The sequence below is a fragment of the Mesorhizobium sp. genome (assembly GCF_005063415.1).
In the GTDB taxonomy this organism is placed as follows: domain Bacteria; phylum Pseudomonadota; class Alphaproteobacteria; order Rhizobiales; family Rhizobiaceae; genus Mesorhizobium.
On sequence record NZ_SUEG01000049.1, the window covers coordinates 306 to 16,446 of the forward strand.

Here is a 16,141-nt window from a genome sequence, read left to right on the forward strand (position 1 = left end):
ACTGTTCAGGATCGGCGGCGAGGAATTCGCCATCCTCGCCGCCGATCCTGAACAGTTGATCTTCGGTCCCGACAAGTTCGCCAAGCAAAATCGCCAGGGCTTTCAGCACCTTGTCGCCCTCGGCATGGCCGAAGCGGTCGTTGATCGATTTGAAATGGTCGACATCGATGACCAGCAGGCTGAGCGGCCTGGCGGTGCGCAGGCTGGCAGCAACGGCGGCCTCGCCGTCGCTGTCGAAGCGACCCCTATGCAGCAGGCCGGTGAGGCCGTCGCGACCGACATGCTCGACCAGCGCCTCATAGCGCTCGCGATAGGTCAGAGTGTCGAAAATGTCGGAAAGCCCGCGCGGCGCCGGCACCTGCCGCGCCTCGAACCACCTGATATAGGCGACCAGCATGGTGCTGTAGACCAGGGCCGCTGCCATCTTGGCGAACCAGCCGCCGAAGAACACCGCCACCGGCGCACCGGTGACGAAATGCAGCGCCGTGAAAAAACCTGCCTGGTCGAAGGTGAGCACGCAGGCGACGGAGACCAGGATGCGGGAAAAAGGCGCCTTGCGCAGATATTTGCCGAGCTTTTCATAGAGCAGGATGATCAGGATGGCGTCGATGAACAGCAGCGTCGTGCCCCACACCATCAGCCAGCCCATCTCGTCGATGAAGCCGATGTCGGGAAGCTTGCCGTCGGGCAGCGGTGCGATGTCGTGCAGGCGCAGGATCAGCACGAGCCCGATCATCAGGGTATTGCCGAGCAGCAGGCCGTAGATGGGCTGCCGGACAGTTGCCGCGTCCTCCTTGATGTAGAGCAGGAGCAGCATGACCAGCTTGCCGGAAAACAGCACGGCCGAACCCGGCGATACCATGCCGAACGGCAGCGCGACGTAGAAGACGCTGGCGAGGTAGGTTTCCAGGAAATGCATGACGCCAAGGGCGCAGACGAAGACGCCGAGGCCGATGCGGCCTCTGAACCGGAAAAGCGTGACCATGATGCCGAAATAGAGAACCGCTTCGGCAAAAAGCAGGAAACTGTTCAGCACGGCCCGATCTCTCTCCCCGAAATCGCGGCTGCCAGCGATTTCCCATCCAACACTGTTTTGACGCGGAATGGTTAACCGGAGCTTTCGCCTGGGCGCCGGCACGAAATGAAGCGGCTAAGCGTTTGCGGGTGCGACCAAATCCGCTTGGGGCCAAAACTGTTTGCCGTTCGGGGCCGCATCGCTTACATAGCGCCCAACTTCCATTCAATCCGACATCAGTCGACTTTTCAGGGAAAGCGCGCGTGGCACGCCAGTTCATCTATCACATGGCCGGCCTCAACAAGGCCTACGGCACCAAGAAGGTGCTCGAGAACATTCATCTGTCCTTCTACCCGGACGCCAAGATCGGCATCCTCGGTCCCAACGGCGCCGGCAAATCGACGATCCTCAAGATCATGGCCGGCATCGACAAGGAGTGGAGCGGCGAGGCCTGGCTGGCCGAAGGCGCTACCGTCGGTTACCTGGCGCAGGAGCCGGCGCTCGATCCGAACAAGAACGTGTTCGAAAACGTCATGGAAGGCGTCGCCGCCAAGACCGCCATCATCGAGCGCTACAACGAATTGATGATGAACTATTCCGACGAGACGGCGGACGAGTCGGCCAAGCTGCAGGACGAGATGGACCGGCTCAACCTGTGGGATCTCGAACAGCAGGTCGAGATGGCGATGGAGGCGCTCGGCTGCCCGCCCAAGGAGGCCGACGTCACCAAGCTGTCGGGCGGCGAGCGCCGTCGCGTCGCGCTCTGCCAGCTACTGCTGCGCCAGCCCGACCTTCTGCTGCTCGACGAGCCGACCAACCATCTCGACGCCGAGACGACGGCCTGGCTGGAAAAGCACCTGCGCGCCTATCCGGGCGCGGTCATGATCATCACCCACGATCGCTACTTCCTCGACAATGTCACCGGCTGGATCCTCGAGCTCGATCGCGGCCGCGGTATCCCCTACGAAGGCAACTACACCAAATATCTCGAAGCCAAGGCCAAGCGGCTCAAGCAGGAAGGCCGCGAGGACGATGCGCGCCAGCGGGCGATCGGCCGCGAGCGCGAGTGGATCCAGTCGAGCCCGAAAGCCCGGCAGACCAAGTCGAAAGCCCGTATCCAGGCCTTCCAGGACCTGCTGGATGCTGCCGACAAGCGGCGTCCGAGCGACACCCAGATTGTCATTCCGCACGGCGAGCGGCTCGGCAATGTGGTGATCGAGGTCGAGGGCCTGTCGAAGGGCTTTGGCGACACGCTTTTGATCGACGATCTCGAATTCAAGCTGCCGCCGGGCGGCATCGTCGGCGTCATCGGCCCGAACGGCGCCGGCAAGACGACGCTGTTCCGCATGATCACCGGCCAGGAAAAGCCGGACGCCGGCACCATCCGCGTCGGCGAGACGGTCAAGCTCGGTTATGTCGACCAGAGCCGCGACGCGCTCGACCCGACCAAGACCGTCTGGGAAGAGATCTCGGGCGGCGCCGAAGTGGTCAAGCTCGGCAAGTTCGAAGCCAACACCCGCGCCTATTGCGCGTCGTTCAATTTCCGCGGCGGCGACCAGCAGCAGAAGGTCGGCAATCTGTCCGGCGGCCAGCGCAACCGCGTGCATCTGGCCAAGATGCTGAAGACCGGCGGCAATGTGCTGCTGCTCGACGAACCGACCAACGATCTCGATACCGAAACGTTGGCCGCACTTGAAGACGCGCTCGAGAGTTTCGCCGGCTGCGCCGTCATCATCTCGCACGATCGCATGTTCCTCGATCGCCTGGCGACGCACATCCTCGCCTTCGAGGGCGACAGCCACGTCGAATGGTTCGAAGGCAATTTCGAGGATTACGAGCAGGACAAGATCCGCCGGCTTGGTCCGGATGCGGTCAACCCGCACAGGATGACGTATAAGCGGCTGACGAGGTAAGACATTTACAGGGCGGCGAATTCTCAAATGATCTGAGGAACCAAGATGGCCGATTGGTCCGCCGCCCTCTACCTGAAATTCGAGGATGAGCGCACGCGGCCGGCGCGCGATTTGATCGCGCAGGTGCCGGTGCCGGAACCGCGCCGGGTGGTCGATATTGGCTGCGGGCCGGGCAATTCGACCGAATTGTTGATCGAACGCTGGCCGCAGGCGCAGATCAGCGGCTTCGATACCTCGCCCGACATGATCGAGAAGGCGAAAGCGCGCCTGCCCGGCGTCAGCTTTGCGCTGGCGGATGCGGCGGAGTGGCAACCGGCGGAACCCGTCGACGTGATCTTTGCCAATGCGGTGTTTCAGTGGCTGCCGGAGCATCCGGCGGTCTTCCAGCGGCTGATGGGATTTTTGGCGCCCGGCGGCGCGCTTGCCGTGCAGATGCCGGACAATATGGCCGAGCCTTCGCACCGGCTGATGCGGGAGATTGCGGCCGAGGTGCCGTTTGCCGAAAAACTCGGCGACGCGGCCCGCGCGCCGCTGCCGCCGGTCGCCTTCTACTACGACCTTTTGTCGCCATTCTCGGATCGGCTCGATATCCGGCACACGATCTACAACCATCCGCTGGCCGATGCCGAGGCGATCGTCGAATGGGTGAAGTCGACGGGGCTGAAGCCGTTCCTCGATCCGCTCGACGAAAACGAGCGGCAGCTTTTCCTGAAGCGCTACACGCCCAGGATCAGCGAAGCCTATCCGAAAACGGCAAGCGGCAAGGTGTTGCTGCGCTTTCCCCGTCTCTTCATCGTGGCGCGGCGTTCTGCCTAGAAACTCTTAGCTACATCCAAAAACAGCCAACAGCGGATGCTTGACCGGCTTTCGCCGTCATGCGCATCTCGCTGGGGCGGGGATAACGGCCCTTCATGGGCCATGGGGGTGGATGATGACACTGAAAAAGATAGTTTTCGGCGGCAGCATTTGTGCGGCCGCCGTGCTTGCCTTGTCGATATCGGCGCAGGCCAAGCGAGCGCGCTGCTTCACCAGCGACGACGGCTATTTCTCCTGCAGCTATCGGGCGCTGGACGATGCCGGCAGCTTTCGCATCTCTGCGCCGGGCTATCCGACTTATGTCCTGAAGATCGACGGGCCGGGTTTTGCCTATGGCTATATCAATCTCGGCCGCCGCAACGTGCCGCTGCCCGGCCAATTCGTGCGCAGCCGCGATGACGGTGCCTGCTGGAACAACCCGCAGACCAATACCAAGCTCTGCGCCTGGTAAAGACCTTTCCAGGGACTTGATTTAAGCCGGCATAAACTGGCTAGGTGCAAAAGAGGTTGCGCCGAGCTTATTGCGGCGTCGACATGGAGCCGCAACGCCTGCGCACGGGACGAACTGGAAATGCATCGCGTCATCATCAGCGGGATCGGCGTTGAAATCCCCGAAGCTTCGATCACCAATGAGGAGCTCGTCGCCAGCTTCAACACCTGGGTGGACATGGAGAACGTCCGCCGCGAGGTGTCGGGCGAGCCGCTGCTGCAGAAATCGGACAGTGCCTTCATCGTCCATGCCTCGGGCGTCCAGACCCGCCATGTCATCGAACGGGAAGGCATCCTCGACCCGACCCGCATGGCGCCGCGCTTCCCGGCGCGGCCCGACGATGCGCTGTCGCTGGAGGCCGAGTTCGGTATCGCTTCCGCCAGCAAGGCGCTCGATCATGCCGGGCTGAAGCCCGGGGATATCGATCTGGTGATCTGCTCGGCCTCGCACCATCAGCGGCCCTATCCGGCGATCGCCATCGAAATGCAGCAGGCGCTGGGCACAAAGGGTGCCGGATTCGACATGGGGCTTGGCTGCTCTTCGGCGGCGGCGGCATTGCACATCGCGGTCAATCTGGTGCGGGCAGGGGCGCACAAACGGGTGCTGGTGACGACGCCGGAGATCATCACCGGCCACCTCAATTTTCGCGACCGGCAGACGCATTTCATCTTCGGCGACGCTTCCGTGTCGATGATCGTCGAGGGGCTCGCCCAGGGCGAAAAACGGCCGGGGCGCTTCGAGGTGCTCGACACGCGCGCCTGGACGCAGATGTCGAACAGCATCCGCACCAATCTCGGTTATTACACCCGCGCTACCCAGGACGATCCATACATGATCGATCTGGAAGGCAATCTGATCAAGCAGATCGGCAACAAGGTGTTCAAGGAAGTCACCGTTGCCGGCCACAAGTTCATCGTCGAGTTCCTGGCCGAACACGGGCTGACGCCGCAAGCAATCCGGCGCTTCTGGCTGCATCAGGCGAATGCGCGGATGAACGCCATGATCCTGAAACTGTCGTTCGGCCATGACGTCGACCATGACCGCGCGCCGATGGTACTGGAGCGCCTCGGCAACACCGCCGCGGCCGGCGCCATCGTCGCCCTGTCGGAGAACCATGCCGACATGAAGGCCGGCGACTTCGGCTTGCTCTGCGCCTTCGGCGCCGGCTACTCGATCGGCGGCGCGCTGTTGCGCATGCTCTGACTATTTCGGCGCGAGCGGCACCAGCATCGGAACGCGCCTGGCATAGTCGTCGTAAGCACTACCCAGTTCGCCGCGCAGAAAACGCTCCTCCAGCCTTGCCTTCATGACGATGCCGGCGGTGAGAAGAATGGCGCCGGCAACGCCCCAGACGGTGCCTTTCGCCGCCATGGTGGCGAGGATCGCCAGAAGCAGCCCGGTGTAGATCGGGTGGCGAACCAGCCGGTAGGGACCGGTGTCGATGACGCGGTGCTCTGCCTTGGCGGTGACCGTGCCCGACCACAGGCGGCCGAGATGAAGCCGCGCCCACCAAGCAAATGCCAGGCCGGCGGCAATCAATGCGACACAGATCCACGCTTCGGCAAGGTTCGGCGTCCAAAGCCTCAGCGGGCCGGCATAACCGTGCGCCGGAATGAAGAGCAGGATCGTGCCGACCACCAACACCGCCCGGTAGGGCAGTTCGGCCTCGAAGCCGGCGCGTTTTTCGGCCCGGTCGGCCCAGAAGGCGGCCGCGGCCCATGAAACAACCCAGAGCAGCCAGAGCTGTGCGATTGCCGATGCGGGATGCACGATAAACCTCCGCAGGCTCAACCTGATCGATATTATCAACCGCTGCAGCAATGCGGCATGCTTTTGCATGGGGCTGATTCAACCAGGAAGCTGGTGGTGCCGACCCGTATCAGCCGTCTTGATTGGAACATCAACGCTTTCGACTGGACCCTATAAATCGACTTCGGCTAATTGCATCCAGCCGCTAGGAATGAACCCGATGCCGGATCTGTTTCCCGCAACCGAAAATCCCGCCGAGATCGTGCCGGCGCGAAAACTCGCCGCCAGGGTGGCGGCGCTCTATCTCGCACCATTCGATCGTTTTGAGACACGAGCGGTGGATACGCTGCAACTCGGTTTCGACGGCATCGAGGGCGATTTCCACGCCGGCACGACGCGGCGCTCCGGCGGGCGGGAACCCTGGTATCCGCGCGGCACCGAGATGCGCAACGAACGGCAATTGTCGATCGTCGCGGCGGACGAACTGGCAATCGTTGCCGAACGGATGGGCATTGCCGAAATCAAGCCGGAATGGATCGGCGCCAATCTCCTGATCGAAGGCCTGCCGCACCTCTCGATGCTGCCGTCCGGCTCGCTGCTGTTCTTCAAAGGCGGCGCGACCGTCAAGATCGACGCGCAGAACGGGCCTTGCCGGATCGCCGGCAGGCCGGTCGCCGAAAAGGCCGGGATGGCCGACCACGAGGCCGGCGCGCTGCTGTTCCCGAAGGCGGCGAAGCGCTCGCGCGGGCTCGTCGCCTGGGTCGAGAAGCCCGGCACGATCGCGGCCGGCGAGGAGATATCGGTGCGCGTGCCGGAGCAGTGGATTTACCGGGCCTGAAGGTGAGTCCAGGCAAGGCGGTGTTGCCAGTCGAAGCCGCATTCCTTCGTACCCCTCTATCCTGCAGGGCAGAGGAGCACTGTCCCTCGACCTCTGAAAACCTGGGTTGCTCGCCCACCGCGAAGCGGGGGAGAGGTGGCCGCGAAGCGGCCGGAGAGGGGCCTTTCGCAGAGCGCGGTCCCCCTCTCGGTCTCGGCTTCGTGGGGGCGAGGAACCCAAGCTGAAACTAAGTCGCGATTCAATGCTGAAGGCGAGCAACTTTGTTCTTGCTTTGTGCCGGCAGCTATGCTACTAATTTGGGTATGGTGCTAATTGGCTCCAACGACCCGCCTGCCGAGGCGGTTTTTTTGTTGCCGACCTGACGTCGGCGGAACAGAGGGGCGCCGCAGAACTCGACGCGTGTGCTTGCCATCGCTCTACGCCTCATCCTCATCATCGAGCAAACGGGTGGCGCGCCAGCGGGTTAGCACGATATTGGTTTGTTCGATGACGAAGAAGCGTGCGGAATCGCGGTCATAGCCTTCGGCCAGCAGCTTTTCGTAGTCGGTGTGGGCGTGGCGAATATGCGCAATCGTCGCCAGCCACACGGCAATGCTCGGCGGCAAGCTCTTCATGTGCACGGCGCCGGCATCGGCACGGATCTTTTCCATGTCGGCATAGGGCGCCAGCGGCAGAAGCGCTGTCAGCGCCTTGGCGATGGCGCGGCGGCGGCCGGTCGGGGCGCTCACTGCCCGTCCGATCTGGACGTCTCGTTCCGCCCAGCCATGGTCGCCTCGGCGAAGGCATCGGTCGAGGCGAAATAGGGCTTGATGTCGATGACCGGCGTGCCGTCGAGCACGTCGATGGCGTCAAGCTCGACACGGCCGGTGTCGATGTCGAGTGCGACGAGCTTGGCAATATGCAGTCCGACAGGATTCGGCCGGGCAGGGGAGCGTAGCGAAAAGACGCCTTTCGGCTCCGGGGCTTGGCGGGGTTTCTGGACAATCAGTTGCCGCGGCGCATGGTGCAGCCAAGACAGGATGACGACGTGGCTGGCACGTTCCAGCCCAAGCAGGCCGTCCCGATAGAGCGGATCGATCGTGAGAACCGCCGGCTGTCCCGTCTCCCGCGCGGCCTTCATGTTCTTGGGGCAGGTCTCCCGCGTGACCCAAGGTGAAGCGATGCGGCCAATGAAGACGACATGGTCATCCGGCGGCATCGTTGCCGGGTCGGTTTCCAGAAGCTTTTCGCCGCTGCGCGTTTCGAACATGGGCCTCGCCTCGATCATGCCTGCGGCCTTGCGCGGTCCGCCATGCATGCGTCATTTTCTTGTCCGGAAGCGACATAGCGCTTGCAAGCCTATCAAAACCGACATAAACATATGTTTATATCTTTTCAAAGAGAATGCTCGCATGCATGTCGCTCTCGACACGATGGTAGATACATTGAAGGCGGCTGCCGAATCCAGCCGGCTGCGCATATTGGCGCTGCTGTCGCGCGGCGATCTGACCGTTTCCGATCTCACCGAAATCCTCGGCCAGTCGCAGCCGCGCGTCTCGCGCCATTTGAAATTGCTGCTGGAAGCAGGGCTGATCGGCCGCTACCAGGAGGGCTCGTGGGCGTTCTTCCGGCTATCGGATTCCGACTCCTCGCGCGATTTCGTGCTCAGGCTGGTTTCCGGCATCCGTGGCGCCGATCCGCAGGTCGAGCGTGATCTCGAACGGCTGGCCGCGGTCAAGCGCAAGCGGCAGGACCGGGCTGCCGAATATTTCTCGGTAAACGCCGCAAGCTGGGACCACATCCGCTCGCTGCATGTGCCGGACCGCGCGGTCGAAGCAGCCCTCATCAAGCTCGTCGGCAAGCGGCCGTTCCAGTCGATGCTCGATCTCGGCACCGGCACCGGACGGCTGCTCGAGATCTTTTCGCCGCTCTATCGGCGCGGTGTCGGCATCGACATGTCGCGCGAGATGCTGACGGTGGCGCGCGCCAATCTCGACAAGGCCGGCGTTTCGAATGCGCAGGTGCGGCAAGGCGACATTTTTGCGCCGCCGGTCGAACGCGACGCCTTCGATCTCGTTACCATCCATCAGGTGCTGCATTATCTCGACGATCCTGCCCGTGCCATCCGCGAGGCGGCGCGTCTGTTGCGCCCGGCCGGCCGGCTGGTGATCGTCGATTTCGCGCCGCACACGCTGGAGTTCTTGCGCGAGGAGCACGCGCATATGCGCCTCGGCTTTTCCGACCGGCAAATTGGCGACTGGTTTTCCGAGGCCGGCCTCGACCTCGAGGACAGCCAGGAATTCGAGCCGCGCGGCGGCAACGAGGCCAAGCTCACCGTCAAACTCTGGCTCGGCCGCGATCGGCGCATGCTGATTGCCGAGCCTTCCAACGACAGACAACCGGCCAATGCGTATCCAATAGGGGAAACCGCCTGATGAACCAGTTCCGCTTCTCCCGCCGCCCCGACATCGGCGACAAGGTCAGGGTTTCGTTCGAGTTCTTTCCACCGAAGAACGATGAGATGGAAGCAAGGCTGTGGGACACGGTCACCCGGCTGGAGCCGCTCAAGCCGAAATTCGTCTCCGTCACCTATGGCGCCGGTGGTTCGACCCGCGAGCGCACGGCCCGCACCGTCAAGCGTATCCTTAATGAAACGACGATGACGCCGGCGGCGCACATGACTTGCGTCGATGCGGCGCGTCACGAGGTCGATGCGGTGATCCGGGAATTCGCCGACATGGGCGTCAAGCGTTTCGTCGCCCTGCGCGGCGATCCGGCCGAGGGCGTCGGCGCGGCCTACCGGCCGCATCCGGAAGGCTATGCCAATGGCGCCGAGCTGGTTGACGCGCTGAAGGGCGCCGGCGATTTCGACATATCGGTCTCGGCCTATCCGGAAAAGCATCCGGAGAGTCCGGATTTCGCCACCGACTTCGACATGCTGAAGCGCAAGGCCGACAACGGAGCGACGCGGGCGATCACCCAGTTCTTCTTCGACAACGATCTTTATGAGCGCTATGTCGAGCGGGCACGGCGGGCCGGCATCTACATACCGATCGTGCCTGGCATATTGCCGGTGCACAATTTCACCCAGGTCGCCAACTTCTCGGCGCGGTGCGGCGCCTTGGTGCCGGCATGGCTGGCCGAGCGCTTCGATGGGCTGCAGAACGACCCGCAAACGCATGCGCTGGTGGCGTCTGCCGTGGCCGCCGAGCAGGTGCTGGACCTTGTCGAGCGCGGCGTCGGCGATTTCCACTTCTACACGATGAACCGGGCCGATCTGGTCTTTGCCATCTGCCACATGATCGGCATCAGGTCGCACGAAGTCGAGGCGGCTGGATCCGCCGCGGCGTAAAGCGGCAAGCTCCTTTTTGAAATGCCAAAGATCGGGGGAATGCAAAAGGCCGGGCAAAATGCCCGGCCTTTTCAATGGTTTGGAGTATTCGGTGCTGGTCTTCCCCCGCTCAGCGGCCTTATGGAAGGACGCCCATAATGAGGGCGCCGATGAATGCAAACGCAGCGCAAATCATCAATGCGTTGATCGGCCTCGTCAGTCCCATGTCATAGCCTCCTCTTAAAGAGCTATGGCGAGAGTCTAGGGTCATTTGTGCCACAGGCAAGGAGAAACTTTGCTGCAATGCGACGAAATTGTGGAATTTGCGACCTGCCGTTTGCCGTTAGGCATTGAAACTCTTTGTCAAAAGCCGGCTCGGGACCTGTGAATAATTTGTGGCAAAGCCGGGGCATGGCAGCGCTACCGTTGGCCGAAATCGAATCGATTTCGAGCTGACATTTTGGGAACATGCATTAACGCCGCCCGAAAAGGCGACCGTCGATAGTGACGAGACCGAGCGCAATCAGCGCCATGCCGCCCAATTCGAACAGTTCGAGCCGCTCGCCCAGGAACAGGAAGCCGAGCAGGATGGCACTGGCCGGCACGATGAGCGTGACCAGCGAGGCGTTGGTGGCGCCGGCCGAGGCAACGAGGTTGAAATAGAGGATATAGGCGAAGGCGGTCGACAGCAGCGCCAGCGCCAGCACCGCCGCCCAGACCGGCGGCGAGGCCGAAAACAGATTGGCGGTCCCGTAGGTGAACAGAACGACCGGGATCATGATGATGGTCGAGCAAGTCAATTGTCCGGTGGCAATGACCGGTGACGGCACACCCTTGAAGCGGCGGGCGATCATCAGCGCCACCGCATAGGAGACCGAGGCACCGATCAGCGCGAATTTCGCCCAGACCGGGCCGCCGAGCCCGGCGACGAGGCCGGGACCGATCATCACCGCCGTTCCCGCGATACCGAGCGCGATGCCGGCAAGCTTGTTCCATGACAGCTTTTCGTCGCTGGTCAGGGCGTTAGCGAGGATCAGCGTCCAGAACGGCGTCGTCGAATTGAGCACCGAGGCGACGCCGGCGCCAAGCTCGGTCTGGCCGGCAAAGATCAGCGAGAAAGGGATGACATTGTTGGCGAGCGCCAGCAGGAAGAACAGGCCGGCATGCGGCAAAGCGAGGCGAAAGGACGGGCCGCGAACCGCAAGATAGAGCTGAAGTGCCGCCGCCGCGATGGTGACGCGGAACAGCACCAGCACCAGCGGCGGAAGTTCCGCCACCGCAATGCGGGCAAAGAAGAACGAACCGCCCCAGATGGCGCCGAGCAGCAGAAGCTGCGCCCAGTCTTTGAGCACCATCGGCCCGCGCATCGTGGTGGTGGCAGCTATCGCCATTGGTCGTCCTCCCAGACGAGATGCCTCGCTCTTCAGGCGTCTGTTCACGCCATACCCGATCCGGCCGCAAGGGCCACCCGAAACCTGAGCGATGGCCTAGCTCGCCCATAACCGGCGTACAGAACGGTGTAGCGCCGCGAAGCCGGGGCGGCGAGACATAGAATTGTTTTCATTAGCCGCTAGCTTGGATTAATTGTGCGCAGCCTCAGTCAAGGGATTCGTCCATGCAGCGATTCGAAAATGCCCGCGAGGCAGCGCTGGCGCTTCGCCCGGACGATCCGATCTATTGCTTCCGCCCGCAGGTGCTGAAGGCGGACGCCAAACAGTTCATGGGCATGTTTCCCGGCAAGACCGCCTATGCGGTCAAGACCAATGGCGAGCAGATCGTGCTCAACGCCCTGGTCGAGGCCGGCGTCGGCGCCTTCGATGTGGCTTCGCCCGGCGAATTCGCCGCCGTGCGCGCCGTCTCGCCGGACGCCGAGATGCTCTACATGCATCCGGTCAAGGCGCAGTCGGACATCAGGCTGGCGCTGGAGAAATACGCCATCCGCGTCATTTCGCTCGACCATGAGGACGAGATCACCAAGCTGACCAGGGTGGTGCGGGCGCTCGACATCGATCCGGGCGCCATCACCGTGTTCGTGCGCATCCAGACGAAAGGCTCGGCGGCCTACGAACTGTCGAAGAAGTTCGGCGCCGGACCGGCCAATGCGGTCGAACTCGCCGAACGGCTGAACCGAACCGGCTACAAGGTCGGGCTATGCTTTCACGTCGGCAGCCAGATCGAGGATCCCGACACCTATGAGCGGGCGCTGGCCTCCGCCGACTGGGTGCGCAACCGCGTCGGTTTCGACATTGCCGGGCTCGATGTCGGCGGCGGCTTTCCCGCCGAATACGGTCATGACCCGAACAGCCGCAAACCGGAAATGCCGTCGCTCGGCCAGATCATGTCGCGGCTGTCGGGCGACCTCCAGGAGTACCAATTCGACCAGATGCCGTTGGTGGCCGAGCCCGGCCGGGTGATCGTGGCGCGCTGCCTGTCGCTGATCGTGCGCGTGCTGCTGCGCAAGGGCAAAAGGCTCTACATCAATGACGGCATCTGGGCGTCGCTGTCGGATTCATGGACCGGCAAGATCACGCTGCCGGCACGTTTCATCCCCGATCCGGCGATCCGCTCGCGCAATGGCGAGGACAAGACCATCGTGCCGTTCAAGGTCTGCGGCGCGACCTGCGATTCCGTCGACATATTGTCGCGGCCGTTCTGGCTGCCCGAAACCGTCGATACCGGCGATTGGATCGAGATCGGCCATATCGGCGCCTATTCGTTGTCGCTCCGAACACGGTTCAACGGCTTCTATCCCGACACTTTCGTCGAGGTGGCGACGCCATTCGACGAAGGCGATGCGCCGCAGGGGTTTGCCAGCCTGGAGACGATGGCGGATTAGTTGATGGTGAATAGCGAATAGTGAATAGTGAATAGTGAATAGTGAATAGAACTAGTTCTTGCGTTCCGTCCGCTCCGGTGAATCGTCACCGTTCACCATTCACCCGCGTCAGGCTACTCCGCCGCCGGCCTGGATGTTCTCGCCGGTCAGCCAGCGAGCCTCGTCCGAGGCCAGGAAAACCGCGACATCGGCGACGTCGCGCCGCGCTCCGATCCGGCCGAAGGGCGACATTCCGGCGGCCACGGCCCGGTCCCGTTCGGGAAGCAGGTCGGTGTCGGTGAAGCCTGGTGATAGCGCATTCACGGTAACGGCGCGCGGGCCGAGTTCGCGCGAGAGGACGCGGACGAACTGCTCGACGGCTCCCTTGCTGCCGAGATAAAGCGCCGTCTGCGTGAAGAACATTTTCGTTCCACCGGTGGAGACGGCAATGATGCGGCCACCGTCGCGAACGCGGCGCGCCGCTTCCTGAAGCGTGAAGAAGGTGCCCTTGGCATTGGCGCCGAAGACGTGATCGAAGTCCGCTTCGGTGGCCTCGACGAGCGGCTTTATGACGGCGACACCGACATTGGCGACGACGATGTCAATCGGCCCCATCTGCCGTTCGGTTTCGTCGAACAACTTGCGAATGTCGGGGATGCTGGAGACGTCCGCCTGGATGGCGACGGCTGTTCCGCCATTCCCTTCAATGGCGGCAACGACTTCCCTGGCTGCCTTCTCGTTGCCAACATAGTTGACGACCACGGCAGCACCCTTGGCCGCGAACCCCTCCGCGATGGCGCGTCCGATGCCGCGCGAGCTACCGGTCACAAGTGCGGTTTTGCCTTCAAGTGGACGATGCATGGCTGTTCCTTCGTCTGACTACGGTCGCCTCGATCGAGCGGCGTTCCGGGGAAAGCTAGGAGCATGCTATTGCTCAGAGAATAGCCTATTATCTAACTGACTTGTTAAGCCTGGGGTACATAATGCGAGGAAGCGAGTTTTCCGAACTCACGGCATTTGCAACAATTATCGAAGAGGGCAGCTTTGTCCGCGCCGCGGCCAAGCTCAGGATTTCGCCTCCAGCACTCAGCCAGACGATACGCGGGCTGGAAGAGCGTCTCGGTATCCGCCTGCTCAACCGCACAACGCGCAGCATGTCGCCGACCGCTGAGGGCGAGAAGCTGTTTGCCCGCATCGCACCGGCATTCGGCGAACTGGAAGGGGCCGTCGCCGACGCTCATGCATCACGCAGCCGGCCAGCAGGCTCGCTGCGCATCAATGTTCCGCGCATTGCCGCCACGCGTTTCATCGCACCCATCCTCGGCGATTTCCGCCGCGCCTATCCCGATATCACCCTCACAATCATTGTCGACGACATGCTCACCGACATCGTCGAGGGCCGCTTCGATGCCGGAATCAGACTGGGTGAGCGGCTGCACAAGGATATGGTGGCGGTGAAGCTCAGCGAGGAGCTCGAGATGGCTGCAGTGGCGGCGCCGAGCTATCTGGAGCATCACCCGATACCCCGTCACCCCGCGGACCTGCATCAGCACCAGTGCATCAATTTCCAGTGGCCGAGCGGCGGCAATCTCTACCGGTGGGAGTTCGCCCGAGGCCAACGTGCCTTGGAAGTGACCGCCAGCGGCGGCCTGACGGTCAACGATACGGACCTGATGATCGGGGCGGTTCTGGATGGGGTCGGCCTGGCGTACATGCTGGAATACCAGGTGCGGCCGTGGATCGAAGCGGGAAAGCTAATCCGCTTTCTCGAAGCCTGGTCGCCGAGATTTCCGGGTTTTTATCTATATCACGCGAGTTCCCGGCAGGTCCCCGCCCCGCTGCGAGCCTTCATCGATTTCCTGCTTGCCAGGCGGTGATGTGAATAGTGAATAGTGAATAGTGAATAGTAGTAGCTCTGGTGTTCAGTGCGGCTCCGGTGCTATTCCACTCACAATTCACAATTCACAATTCACAATTCACCATTCACAGTCTCGCCAGCAGCTCGAGCGTCGGCCAACCGTCGACCGGCAGGCCCAGCCGCATCTGCTCCTTGCGGATCGCTTCGCGGGTGTTGGTGCCTAGGATGCCGTCGACGGTGCCGACGTCATAGCCTTTCGCCTCGAGCTTGGTCTGCAGCGCCTTCATCTGGTCGCCGTTGAGGCCGGGTTCGGGGTTGCGCGGATCGAATCGCGGCGCGCCCCCCAGCCGGGCGGCAAGATTTGCCGCGGTCAGGGCATAGGTAAAGGACTGGTTCCACTCGAGATAGACGTCGAAATTGTCGTAGGTCAGGAAGGCTGGCCCCTTGCGACCCATGGGCAGCGCCAGGCCGGCCTTGAGGCCGTTGTCGAGAAGCGGCGTACCGTCGGGCCTGGTAACGCCCCACTGGGTCCATTGCGTCAACGGCAGCTTGTTGGTGCGTCCCGTCTGCTCCCACGGCAAATCGTCGGGCACACGGACTTCCTCGATCCAGGGCTGGTCGCGCTTCCAGCCACGCGACTGGATCTTGCTGGCCGTGCTCATGATCACATCAGGCGCGCTGCCGCGCAGGTCGACCAGGCCATTGCCGTCGCCGTCGACGCCGTGGCCGAGATAGTCGGAAGGCAACATCTGCGTCTGGCCGATCTCGCCGGCCCAGGCACCGGTCACGTCGGCCGGCACCACGCCGCGATCGATCAGCATCAGCAGCGGCACGATCTGCGGCCGGAACAACTGCGGGCGGCGGCAGTCATGCGAGAGGCTGACCAGTGCGTTCAGTGTGTGGAAATCGCCTTGCACGGCGCCAAAATCGGTTTCCAGGGCCCAGAAAGCGGCGATGACCGGCGCCTGCACGCCGAATTCGCGATCGGCGCGGGCAAAGATCTCGGCATACTTTTGCAGATTGGCCGCACCTTGCTTCAGTCGATGCGACGAGATCATGCGGTTCGAGAATTCGATGAAGGTCTGGGTGAAGACGCCCTGGGCGCGGTCGCGTGCCAATGCCTTCTCATCAAGGGTGGCGTTTTCCAGCGCATCAAGGCCGGCAGCGCCGACGCCGGCCGCCCTGGCCTCCGCCGCCACGCCCTGCTTCCATGCCTCGAAATCGCCGCCGCATTGCTGTGCCGCGGCCGGCACGGCGGTCAGGAGCAGCGCCGCGAGAAATCCAAAGCGCGATCGCATCGCCATCCTTCCGAGAAGATTACCAGCGGTTGCGGGCAT

General features: G+C 62.7%; 16 protein-coding genes. 9 read left to right on the forward strand and 7 right to left on the reverse strand.

Going from position 1 to position 16,141, the window contains the following annotated elements:
* A partial coding sequence (locus tag E5W70_RS15185; RefSeq protein WP_292659426.1) for a diguanylate cyclase occupies positions 1-1,036 on the reverse strand: 1,036 nt, incomplete at its 3' end.
* Positions 1,037-1,278: 242 nt separating this feature from the next.
* Between E5W70_RS15185 and ettA the strand changes: the two genes are divergently transcribed.
* From ettA to E5W70_RS15205, 4 genes are all read left to right on the forward strand, one after another.
* The gene (gene ettA, locus E5W70_RS15190; protein WP_292659428.1) at positions 1,279-2,928 is read left to right on the forward strand and encodes an energy-dependent translational throttle protein EttA; all 1,650 of its coding nucleotides are present in this window, start codon (positions 1,279-1,281) and stop codon (positions 2,926-2,928) included.
* Positions 2,929-2,973: 45 nt separating this feature from the next.
* A complete protein-coding gene (gene tam / locus E5W70_RS15195; RefSeq protein ID WP_292659430.1) occupies positions 2,974-3,744 on the forward strand; it encodes a trans-aconitate 2-methyltransferase in 771 nt (256 codons plus the stop codon).
* Positions 3,745-3,859: 115 nt separating this feature from the next.
* Positions 3,860-4,195, forward strand: a complete 336-nt coding sequence (locus tag E5W70_RS15200; RefSeq protein ID WP_292659432.1) for a hypothetical protein — start codon at positions 3,860-3,862, stop codon at positions 4,193-4,195.
* A gap of 120 nt (positions 4,196-4,315) precedes the next feature.
* A complete protein-coding gene (locus tag E5W70_RS15205; protein WP_292659434.1) occupies positions 4,316-5,437 on the forward strand; it encodes a beta-ketoacyl-ACP synthase III in 1,122 nt (373 codons plus the stop codon).
* Here E5W70_RS15205 and E5W70_RS15210 read toward each other — a convergent pair whose 3' ends face one another.
* Positions 5,438-6,004, reverse strand: a complete 567-nt coding sequence (locus E5W70_RS15210) for an isoprenylcysteine carboxylmethyltransferase family protein (protein WP_292659436.1) — start codon at positions 6,002-6,004, stop codon at positions 5,438-5,440.
* Positions 6,005-6,203: 199 nt separating this feature from the next.
* Between E5W70_RS15210 and E5W70_RS15215 the strand changes: the two genes are divergently transcribed.
* Positions 6,204-6,821 carry an MOSC domain-containing protein gene (locus E5W70_RS15215; protein WP_292659437.1) on the forward strand — a complete coding sequence of 206 codons (618 nt, stop codon included), beginning with the start codon at positions 6,204-6,206 and terminating at the stop codon, positions 6,819-6,821.
* A gap of 416 nt (positions 6,822-7,237) precedes the next feature.
* Here the strand turns inward: E5W70_RS15215 and E5W70_RS15220 are convergent, their stop codons facing one another.
* Together E5W70_RS15220 and tsaA are read right to left on the reverse strand one after the other, a co-directional pair.
* Positions 7,238-7,549, reverse strand: a complete 312-nt coding sequence (locus tag E5W70_RS15220; RefSeq protein WP_292659440.1) for a DUF2293 domain-containing protein — start codon at positions 7,547-7,549, stop codon at positions 7,238-7,240.
* Positions 7,546-8,070, reverse strand: coding sequence for a tRNA (N6-threonylcarbamoyladenosine(37)-N6)-methyltransferase TrmO (gene tsaA / locus E5W70_RS15225; protein WP_292659482.1), 525 nt, complete (start codon positions 8,068-8,070; stop codon positions 7,546-7,548). The genes E5W70_RS15220 and tsaA overlap by 4 nt, the downstream gene beginning before the upstream one ends.
* 142 nt (positions 8,071-8,212) lie before the next feature.
* Between tsaA and E5W70_RS15230 the strand changes: the two genes are divergently transcribed.
* A complete protein-coding gene (locus E5W70_RS15230) occupies positions 8,213-9,235 on the forward strand; it encodes a metalloregulator ArsR/SmtB family transcription factor (RefSeq protein ID WP_292659442.1) in 1,023 nt (340 codons plus the stop codon).
* Positions 9,235-10,152, forward strand: a complete 918-nt coding sequence (metF, locus tag E5W70_RS15235; RefSeq protein ID WP_292659443.1) for a methylenetetrahydrofolate reductase [NAD(P)H] — start codon at positions 9,235-9,237, stop codon at positions 10,150-10,152. The genes E5W70_RS15230 and metF overlap by 1 nt, the downstream gene beginning before the upstream one ends.
* A gap of 452 nt (positions 10,153-10,604) precedes the next feature.
* Here the strand turns inward: metF and E5W70_RS15240 are convergent, their stop codons facing one another.
* Positions 10,605-11,522 (reverse strand): DMT family transporter, encoded by a 918-nt coding sequence (locus E5W70_RS15240; protein ID WP_292659445.1) that lies wholly within the window; start codon positions 11,520-11,522, stop codon positions 10,605-10,607.
* A gap of 224 nt (positions 11,523-11,746) precedes the next feature.
* Here E5W70_RS15240 and E5W70_RS15245 point away from each other — a divergent pair, with 224 nt between their 5' ends.
* Complete coding sequence (locus E5W70_RS15245; protein ID WP_292659447.1) at positions 11,747-12,967, forward strand: alanine racemase; 1,221 nt, start codon at positions 11,747-11,749, stop codon at positions 12,965-12,967.
* A gap of 108 nt (positions 12,968-13,075) precedes the next feature.
* On the opposite strand, the gene E5W70_RS15250 is transcribed toward E5W70_RS15245, so the two are convergent.
* Positions 13,076-13,807 (reverse strand): SDR family oxidoreductase, encoded by a 732-nt coding sequence (locus tag E5W70_RS15250; protein ID WP_292659448.1) that lies wholly within the window; start codon positions 13,805-13,807, stop codon positions 13,076-13,078.
* A gap of 122 nt (positions 13,808-13,929) precedes the next feature.
* On the opposite strand from E5W70_RS15250, the gene E5W70_RS15255 reads away from it, so the two are divergent.
* Entirely contained in the window at positions 13,930-14,823 is an 894-nt protein-coding gene (locus tag E5W70_RS15255; protein ID WP_292659450.1) for a LysR family transcriptional regulator, read from the forward strand.
* 106 nt (positions 14,824-14,929) lie between these two features.
* Here the strand turns inward: E5W70_RS15255 and E5W70_RS15260 are convergent, their stop codons facing one another.
* Positions 14,930-16,102 (reverse strand): lytic murein transglycosylase, encoded by a 1,173-nt coding sequence (locus tag E5W70_RS15260; RefSeq protein ID WP_292659451.1) that lies wholly within the window; start codon positions 16,100-16,102, stop codon positions 14,930-14,932.
* Positions 16,103-16,141 lie beyond the last annotated feature (39 nt).

Excerpts from the sequence above, each read along its gene's own strand:
- metF (WP_292659443.1), top strand. The coding sequence starts at position 9,235 with ATGAACCAGTTCCGCTTCTCCCGCCGCCCCGACATCGGCGACAAGGTC.
- tsaA (WP_292659482.1), bottom strand. The coding sequence starts at position 8,070 with ATGTTCGAAACGCGCAGCGGCGAAAAGCTTCTGGAAACCGACCCGGCA.
- E5W70_RS15200 (WP_292659432.1), top strand. The coding sequence starts at position 3,860 with ATGACACTGAAAAAGATAGTTTTCGGCGGCAGCATTTGTGCGGCCGCC.
- E5W70_RS15205 (WP_292659434.1), top strand. The coding sequence starts at position 4,316 with ATGCATCGCGTCATCATCAGCGGGATCGGCGTTGAAATCCCCGAAGCT.
- E5W70_RS15260 (WP_292659451.1), bottom strand. The coding sequence starts at position 16,102 with ATGCGATCGCGCTTTGGATTTCTCGCGGCGCTGCTCCTGACCGCCGTG.
- E5W70_RS15215 (WP_292659437.1), top strand. The coding sequence starts at position 6,204 with ATGCCGGATCTGTTTCCCGCAACCGAAAATCCCGCCGAGATCGTGCCG.
- E5W70_RS15250 (WP_292659448.1), bottom strand. The coding sequence starts at position 13,807 with ATGCATCGTCCACTTGAAGGCAAAACCGCACTTGTGACCGGTAGCTCG.
- E5W70_RS15245 (WP_292659447.1), top strand. The coding sequence starts at position 11,747 with ATGCAGCGATTCGAAAATGCCCGCGAGGCAGCGCTGGCGCTTCGCCCG.
- tam (WP_292659430.1), top strand. The coding sequence starts at position 2,974 with ATGGCCGATTGGTCCGCCGCCCTCTACCTGAAATTCGAGGATGAGCGC.
- E5W70_RS15230 (WP_292659442.1), top strand. The coding sequence starts at position 8,213 with ATGCATGTCGCTCTCGACACGATGGTAGATACATTGAAGGCGGCTGCC.
- E5W70_RS15255 (WP_292659450.1), top strand. The coding sequence starts at position 13,930 with ATGCGAGGAAGCGAGTTTTCCGAACTCACGGCATTTGCAACAATTATC.
- E5W70_RS15240 (WP_292659445.1), bottom strand. The coding sequence starts at position 11,522 with ATGGCGATAGCTGCCACCACCACGATGCGCGGGCCGATGGTGCTCAAA.